This is a genomic window from Streptomyces sp. NPDC057474 (assembly GCF_042802555.1).
In the GTDB taxonomy this organism is placed as follows: domain Bacteria; phylum Actinomycetota; class Actinomycetes; order Streptomycetales; family Streptomycetaceae; genus Streptomyces.
Genome location: NZ_JBHVDX010000049.1, coordinates 41,809 through 47,929, shown reverse-complemented (window position 1 = coordinate 47,929; position 6,121 = coordinate 41,809). Strand labels below are relative to the sequence as shown.

Genomic DNA, 6,121 nt, shown 5'->3' with positions numbered 1-6,121 from the left:
CAACGGCCCCTGCTTTTCAGGGGCGCGGGGAACTGCGCGAGCAACCGCCAACCACCCGCAGTCGCCCGATCGCAGTCGCCCCCGAGCTATCAGGCGCTCAGCGGCACGCCGGCGTGCGCATCCATCCGCTCCGCCGCCAGGATCGCGGACGCCGTGTCCGCCCGGGACGCCGCGACGACGAGCGCCCGCCCCGCGAGCGCGTGGGCGCGAAGATGGAGCGCGGTGACGTCCCCCACGCCCCCGCCGGAGGCGGAGCGCACCGGCGGACGTCCACCCCGCAGCCGGGTGACCTGCGCGGCCAGCGCCTCCGCGGCCACGTCGAGGTCGTCGGAGGGGGCCAGTGCGCGGAGCTCGTCGGTCGCTGCCAGCAGTGCCGCCAGATGACCCGCGAGCTGGATGTCCAGCTCTTCCTCACGCGAACGGTGAGGGAAGTCGGAGGAGGTCGTGCCGGCCATCGTGTGGACCGACTTGGTGCGGATCGGCTCGTACATGGGATGGCCTCCAAGCTCTCGGACGACCACTCTACCTTAGATTTCGTCTAAAGTTGAGCGAGGTCCGAAAGTCCCGGTTCGCCACACTCGGCTCGCGCCGCCACGCCTGCCTGGCGCCGCCACCCCTGCCTGGCGCTGTTATGCCTGCCCGTACCCGTCCAGGAAGTTCCCGATCCGGGTGATCGCGGACCGCAGGTCACCCACCGTCGGCAGGGTGACCACCCGGAAGTGGTCGGGCTCGGCCCAGTTGAACCCGGTGCCCTGGACGACCATGATCTTCTCCTGCCGGAGCAGGTCGAGGACCATCCGGCGGTCGTCCTTGATCTTGAAGACGTTCGGGTCGAGGCGGGGGAAGAGATACAGCGCGCCCTTCGGCTTCACGCACGAGACGCCCGGGATCTGGGTGAGCAGCTCGTACGCGAGGTCCCGCTGCTCCTTGAGCCGCCCGCCCGGCAGCACCAGGTCGTTGATCGTCTGGCGCCCGCTGAGCGCGGCGACCACCCCGTGCTGCCCCGGCATGTTCGCGCACAGCCGCATGTTCGCGAGGATCGTCAGGCCCTCGATGTAGGAGTCGGCGTGCGCGCGCGGCCCGGAGATCGCCACCCAGCCCACCCGGTAGCCGGCCACCCGGTACGCCTTCGACATGCCGTTGAAGGTGAGGGTGAGCAGGTCCGGGGCGACCTTGGCGGTCGGCGTGTGCGTGGCGCCGTCGTAGAGGATCTTGTCGTAGATCTCGTCCGAGCAGACGAGGAGGTTGTGGCGGCGCGCGATGTCCGTCAGGCCGCGCAGCATCGCCTCGTCGTACACCGCGCCCGTCGGGTTGTTCGGGTTGATGATGACGATCGCCTTGGTGCGGTCGGTGACCTTCCGCTCGACGTCCGCGAGGTCCGGCATCCAGTCGGACTGCTCGTCGCAGCGGTAGTGCACGGCCGTGCCGCCGGACAGCGAGACGGCCGCCGTCCACAGCGGGTAGTCCGGGGACGGTACGAGGACCTCGTCGCCGTCGTCGAGCAGGCCCTGCATGGCCATCACGATCAGCTCGGAGACGCCGTTGCCGATGAAGACGTGCTCGACGTCCGTCTCGATGCCGAGGGTCTGGTTGTGCATGACTACCGCGCGGCGCGCCGCGAGCAGGCCCTTCGCGTCGCCGTAGCCATGGGCCGACGACACGTTGCGGAGGATGTCCTCCAGGATCTCGGGCGGGCACTCGAAGCCGAACGCCGCCGGATTGCCCGTGTTCAGCTTCAGGATGCGATGCCCGGCCGCCTCGAGCCGCATCGCCTCCTCGAGCACCGGGCCCCGGATCTCGTAACAGACGTTGGCGAGCTTCGTCGACTGGATCACCTGCATGTCCGTGAGCTTACGGCCCGGTAACGCGTTCCGGGTCGTGTTTTCCGCCACGTGGGGCGACCCCTATAACCCGAATTGCCCCTCCGTCCCCCGATCTCTAGCCCCCTGGCCGAAGATCGCGCGGCCGGAACCAACTCCTTGCTCGTCCTGCACATCGCCTTCACAATGCGCATGACAAACTGCGGTGGCCGGAAGATCTTCTGTCACCCACGTAGCAAGAGGGGACCCCCACATGAGAAAGCCTCTCGTTGCCTCGCTGTTCGCCCTGGTGATCACCGGGGCGGGCGCGGCACCGGCGGTCGCGGCGCCTGAGCCCGCGGCGGCGCCCGTGAAGACGGCGGTCGGGACGCTCGTCGAGACGGCGAACAAGACCGTGGCCGACCTCGCGGCCCCGGCCCCGGCGGTACAGGCCGTCAACTTCGCCGGCACCGTCTCGCTCAGCAACTGTTCCGGCTCCGTCGTCCGGATGCCCGACTCCGAGGACAACGACCCGGCGCTGGTGATGACCAACGGCCACTGTCTGGAGAGCGGCTTCCCGGACGCCGGTGAGGTCATCGTCGACCAGGCCTCCACCCGCACCTTCGGCCTGCTCAACTCCGCCGGCACCCGCGTCGGCACCCTGCGCGCCAACAAGATCGCGTACGGCACGATGACCGACACGGACATGGCGGTGTACCAGCTCACCACCACGTACGCGCAGATCAAGAGCACGTACGGCATCGACGCCCTCGTCTACGACACCGCCCGCCCGACCGTCGGCACCGCCATCACCGTCGTCTCCGGGTACTGGAAGCGGACCTACAGCTGCGCCGTCGACGGGTACGCGTACCGCCTGAAGGAGGGGAACTGGACCTGGAAGGACTCCATCCGTTACACCTCCGCCTGCCAGACCATCGGCGGCACCTCGGGCTCCCCGGTCCTCAACAACGCCACCGGCAAGGTCGTCGGCGTCAACAACACGGGCAACGAGGACGGCGGTCGCTGCACCGACAACAACCCCTGCGAGGTCGACGCGAACGGCACCGTGACCGTCCGCCAGGGCATCAACTACGCCCAGCAGACCTGGCATGTCCCCGCCTGCTTCGGCGTGGACAACAAGCTCGACCTCTCCGCAGGCGGCTGCATACTTCCCAAGCCGTAGCGCTCCGCTCGGGGGCGCCGAAACTGCCGGGGTGCCGATGGTGGTTCTTCGCCTGCGGGCCCGGTGGGGCTTCTCGCGCGGTTCCCCGCGCCCCTTACCGGGCCGCAGTCCTCCGGATCGCCCGGCCCGCCAGTACGTCCGTCCGCCGGCCGTCCTCGATGACGAAACGGCCGTCGACGAGGACGTACGGGATGCCGGTGGGCAGGGTGCGCGGTGCCTCGTACGTCGATCCGGCGGCCACGGTCGCCGGGTCGAAGAGGACGAGGTCGGCGCGGTACCCCTCGCGGACGAGTCCCCGGTCCGCGAGGCGGAGCCGCGCGGCGGGGCGTGAGGTGAGGTGGGCGACGCACTCCTCCAGGGAGAGCACGCCCAACTCCCTCACGTACCGGCCGAGATAGTGGGGGAACGTCCCGTACGCGCGCGGGTGCGGCTTGTCGCCGCGCAGGATGCCGTCGGAGCCGCCGGTGTGCACGCGGTGGCGCATGATCGTCCGCACGTTCTCCTCGTGGCCGACGTGCTGGAGGATCGTCGAACCGAGCCGGTCCTCGACGAGCAGCCGGCGGGCGGTCACCCAGGGCTCCTCGCCGAGCGCCTCGGCCGACCGCGCGATGGTCCGGCCCACGTACGACGACAGCGCCGGGCCGGTGACGCCCGAGATCTCGATGGTGTCCCACTCGATGGGCACGCCGTGACAGCCGTCGGCGCCGACGACCTCCATGTGATGCCGGACGCGTTCGGCAGTGTCGTCGTCCTCCAGCCGCGCGAGGATCGCCTCCGGACCGCCCTCGCTCGCCCAGCTCGGCAGCATCGCCACGAGGGTCGTGCAGCCGGGGGTGTACGGGTACGTGTCGAGCGTGATGTCCGCACCGGACGCGAGCGCGTCGTCCAGGAGGGTGAGCAGCTCCGGAGCCCGGCCCTTGTTCACCCCGAAGTTCATGGTGGCGTGGGCCAGATGGAGGGCGCAGCCGGCTTCCCGCGTCAGGGCGACCATCTCCGCGTACGCCTGGAGCGCGCCCGCCCCGTACGAGCGGTGGTGCGGGCAGTAGTAGCCGCCGTACTCCGCCACCACCCGGCACAGCTCGGTGAGTTCGGCGTCCTTGGCGTACATACCGGGGGTGTAGGTGAGCCCCGACGACATGCCGACCGCGCCCGCCCGCAGCCCGGCCGCCACCGACTCCCGCATACGGTCCAGCTCTTCGGGTGTCGCCTCCCGGTCCTCCCAGCCCACGGCGAGCATCCGCACCGTCCCCTGCGGGACGAGGTACGCCGCGTTCAGAGCGATGCCCTCGCCGTCGAAGCCGTGGTCGAGGCGGTCCAGGTACTCGCCGACCGAGCGCCAGGTGAAGTCGATGTCCTCGCCGTAGCCGTTCCAGCCGGTGATCGCGCGGCGGACCCCTTCGAGGGTGCGGTCGTCGACCGGCGCGTACGACAGCCCGTCCTGGCCGATGACCTCCAGGGTCACCCCCTGCGCCGCCTTCGCGATGTGCTCGGGGTCCCGCAGGAGCGCGAGGTCGCTGTGGGCGTGCATGTCGATGAAACCGGGGGCCAGGACCAGGCCCTCGGCGTCCAGCTCCCGCTGGGCCCTCGGTCGCTGGCAGCCCGCCGCGGCCGCCTCCTTGACGATCGACGTGATCCTGCCGTCCGCCACGACCACGTCGGCGCGGTAGGAGGGGCCGCCGGAACCGTCCACGACGTCGGCGTCACGGAAGACCAGGTCCATGTGCGTCACCTTTCGGGGCTGTACCGGGATCGGACGGTTTTCAGGACTGTGCCGGGACCGGACGGTCGCCGGCGTGCTCAGAAGAACGTCCGGACGTAGTCCGTCACCGTGCCGTCCGCCTCCACCACCGGAATCAGCTTCCACTTGTCGAACGACGTGCACGGATGCGACAGCCCCAGTCCCACCCAGTCGCCGACCTCCAGCGCGGCCTCCGCCTCCGTACGCAGCCACGCGTGCTGGTCGGACAGCCCTGTCACCGTGACCCCGGCGGCGTCGCGGACCGCACCCGTGCCTGCGTCCCGCACCACCTCCACCGACGGCAGATCCAGGTCGTACGCGGCGTCGCGCTTGCCCGCGTTGGCGAAGGCCTGGCCGGGGGAGGGGCGGGAGACGATCTGGGCCCAGAGCCGGAAGGCGGGCTCCAGGGTGCCCTCCTCGGGTACGCGGTTGAAGGGGGTCACCCGGCGGTAGTGGCCGACATCGTGCGAGACGTACGCGCCCGACCGCAGCAACTTCAGTACGGGCACGGACAGTTCGGGGAGCTCGGCGAACACCTCGGCCACCGCGTCGAACCACGCGCTGCCGCCCGCGCTGACCACGATCTCGTCCAGCCCGGCGAACCGCCCCGCCTTGTCGAAGTCGACGGCCAGCGCGGTGAGCCGGCGCAGCCACGCCCCCACCCGCTCCGGGTCGGCCCGCGGCACCTCGCCCTCGTACCCGGCGACCCCCACCAGCCGCAGCGTCCCGGTCCCGGCCACCGCGTCCGCGACCGCCGCGCACTCCGCCTCCGTACGGACCCCGGTACGCGCGCCCTCGCCCGCGCCCAGCTCCACGACGACGTCCACGCGGCGGGCAGGGCGCCCGGAATCCCGTAGCGCCGCGTCCATCAGTTCGACACCGCGCACGGAGTCGACGTAACAGACGAACCGGAAGGACGGGTCGGCCGCCAGCTCGGCGGCGATCCAGCGCAGGGCCGCCGGGTCGACGACCTCGTTGGCGAGGAAGATCCGCTCGATACCGAACTCCCTAGCCACCCGCACCTGATGGGGCACGGCGAGGGTGATGCCCCACGCGCCGCGCTCGATCTGCCGCCAGAACAGCTGCGGCGCCATGGACGTCTTGCCGTGCGGGGCGAAGACGAGGCCGTGGCGGGCGGAGTAGGTCTCCATCAGTGCCAGGTTGTGTTCCAGGCGCTCGGCGGACAGGGCGAGCACGGGGGTGGTGAAACCGCCGGTGAACAGGTTCAGGCGCCGGTCGGCCAGCTCGGCCACGGTGAGGCCGTCGGCGTCCGGAGGGAGGCCCTTGAAGCGGTGGTCGACGCGTTCCGCGGCCAGCCGGGCCAGCGCTTCGACACTCTCGACACCCATGGGATCCTCCCTGCGAGGTGCGTTGCAATCTGTGCAACGTTCATTGCGTATG

Annotated in this window: 5 protein-coding genes; 1 reads left to right on the top strand and 4 read right to left on the bottom strand. The window is 70.7% G+C overall.

The features are described from left to right. Positions 1-89: 89 nt before the first annotated feature. Entirely contained in the window at positions 90-491 is a 402-nt protein-coding gene (locus tag ACFU53_RS16945) for a hypothetical protein (protein WP_383992146.1), read from the bottom strand. Between the two features lie 138 nt (positions 492-629). Further along, a complete protein-coding gene (locus ACFU53_RS16940; RefSeq protein WP_383992143.1) occupies positions 630-1,841 on the bottom strand; it encodes a pyridoxal phosphate-dependent aminotransferase in 1,212 nt (403 codons plus the stop codon). A gap of 232 nt (positions 1,842-2,073) precedes the next feature. Here ACFU53_RS16940 and ACFU53_RS16935 point away from each other — a divergent pair, with 232 nt between their 5' ends. After that, positions 2,074-2,982, top strand: a complete 909-nt coding sequence (locus ACFU53_RS16935) for a serine protease (RefSeq protein ID WP_383992140.1) — start codon at positions 2,074-2,076, stop codon at positions 2,980-2,982. A 94-nt stretch (positions 2,983-3,076) separates the two neighbouring features. On the opposite strand, the gene ACFU53_RS16930 is transcribed toward ACFU53_RS16935, so the two are convergent. After that, positions 3,077-4,702, bottom strand: a complete 1,626-nt coding sequence (locus ACFU53_RS16930; RefSeq protein ID WP_383992137.1) for an amidohydrolase family protein — start codon at positions 4,700-4,702, stop codon at positions 3,077-3,079. A 77-nt stretch (positions 4,703-4,779) separates the two neighbouring features. Further along, on the bottom strand, positions 4,780-6,069 hold the full coding sequence (locus ACFU53_RS16925) for an amino acid deaminase (protein WP_383992135.1): 1,290 nt from the start codon (positions 6,067-6,069) through the stop codon (positions 4,780-4,782). Positions 6,070-6,121: the final 52 nt, after the last annotated feature.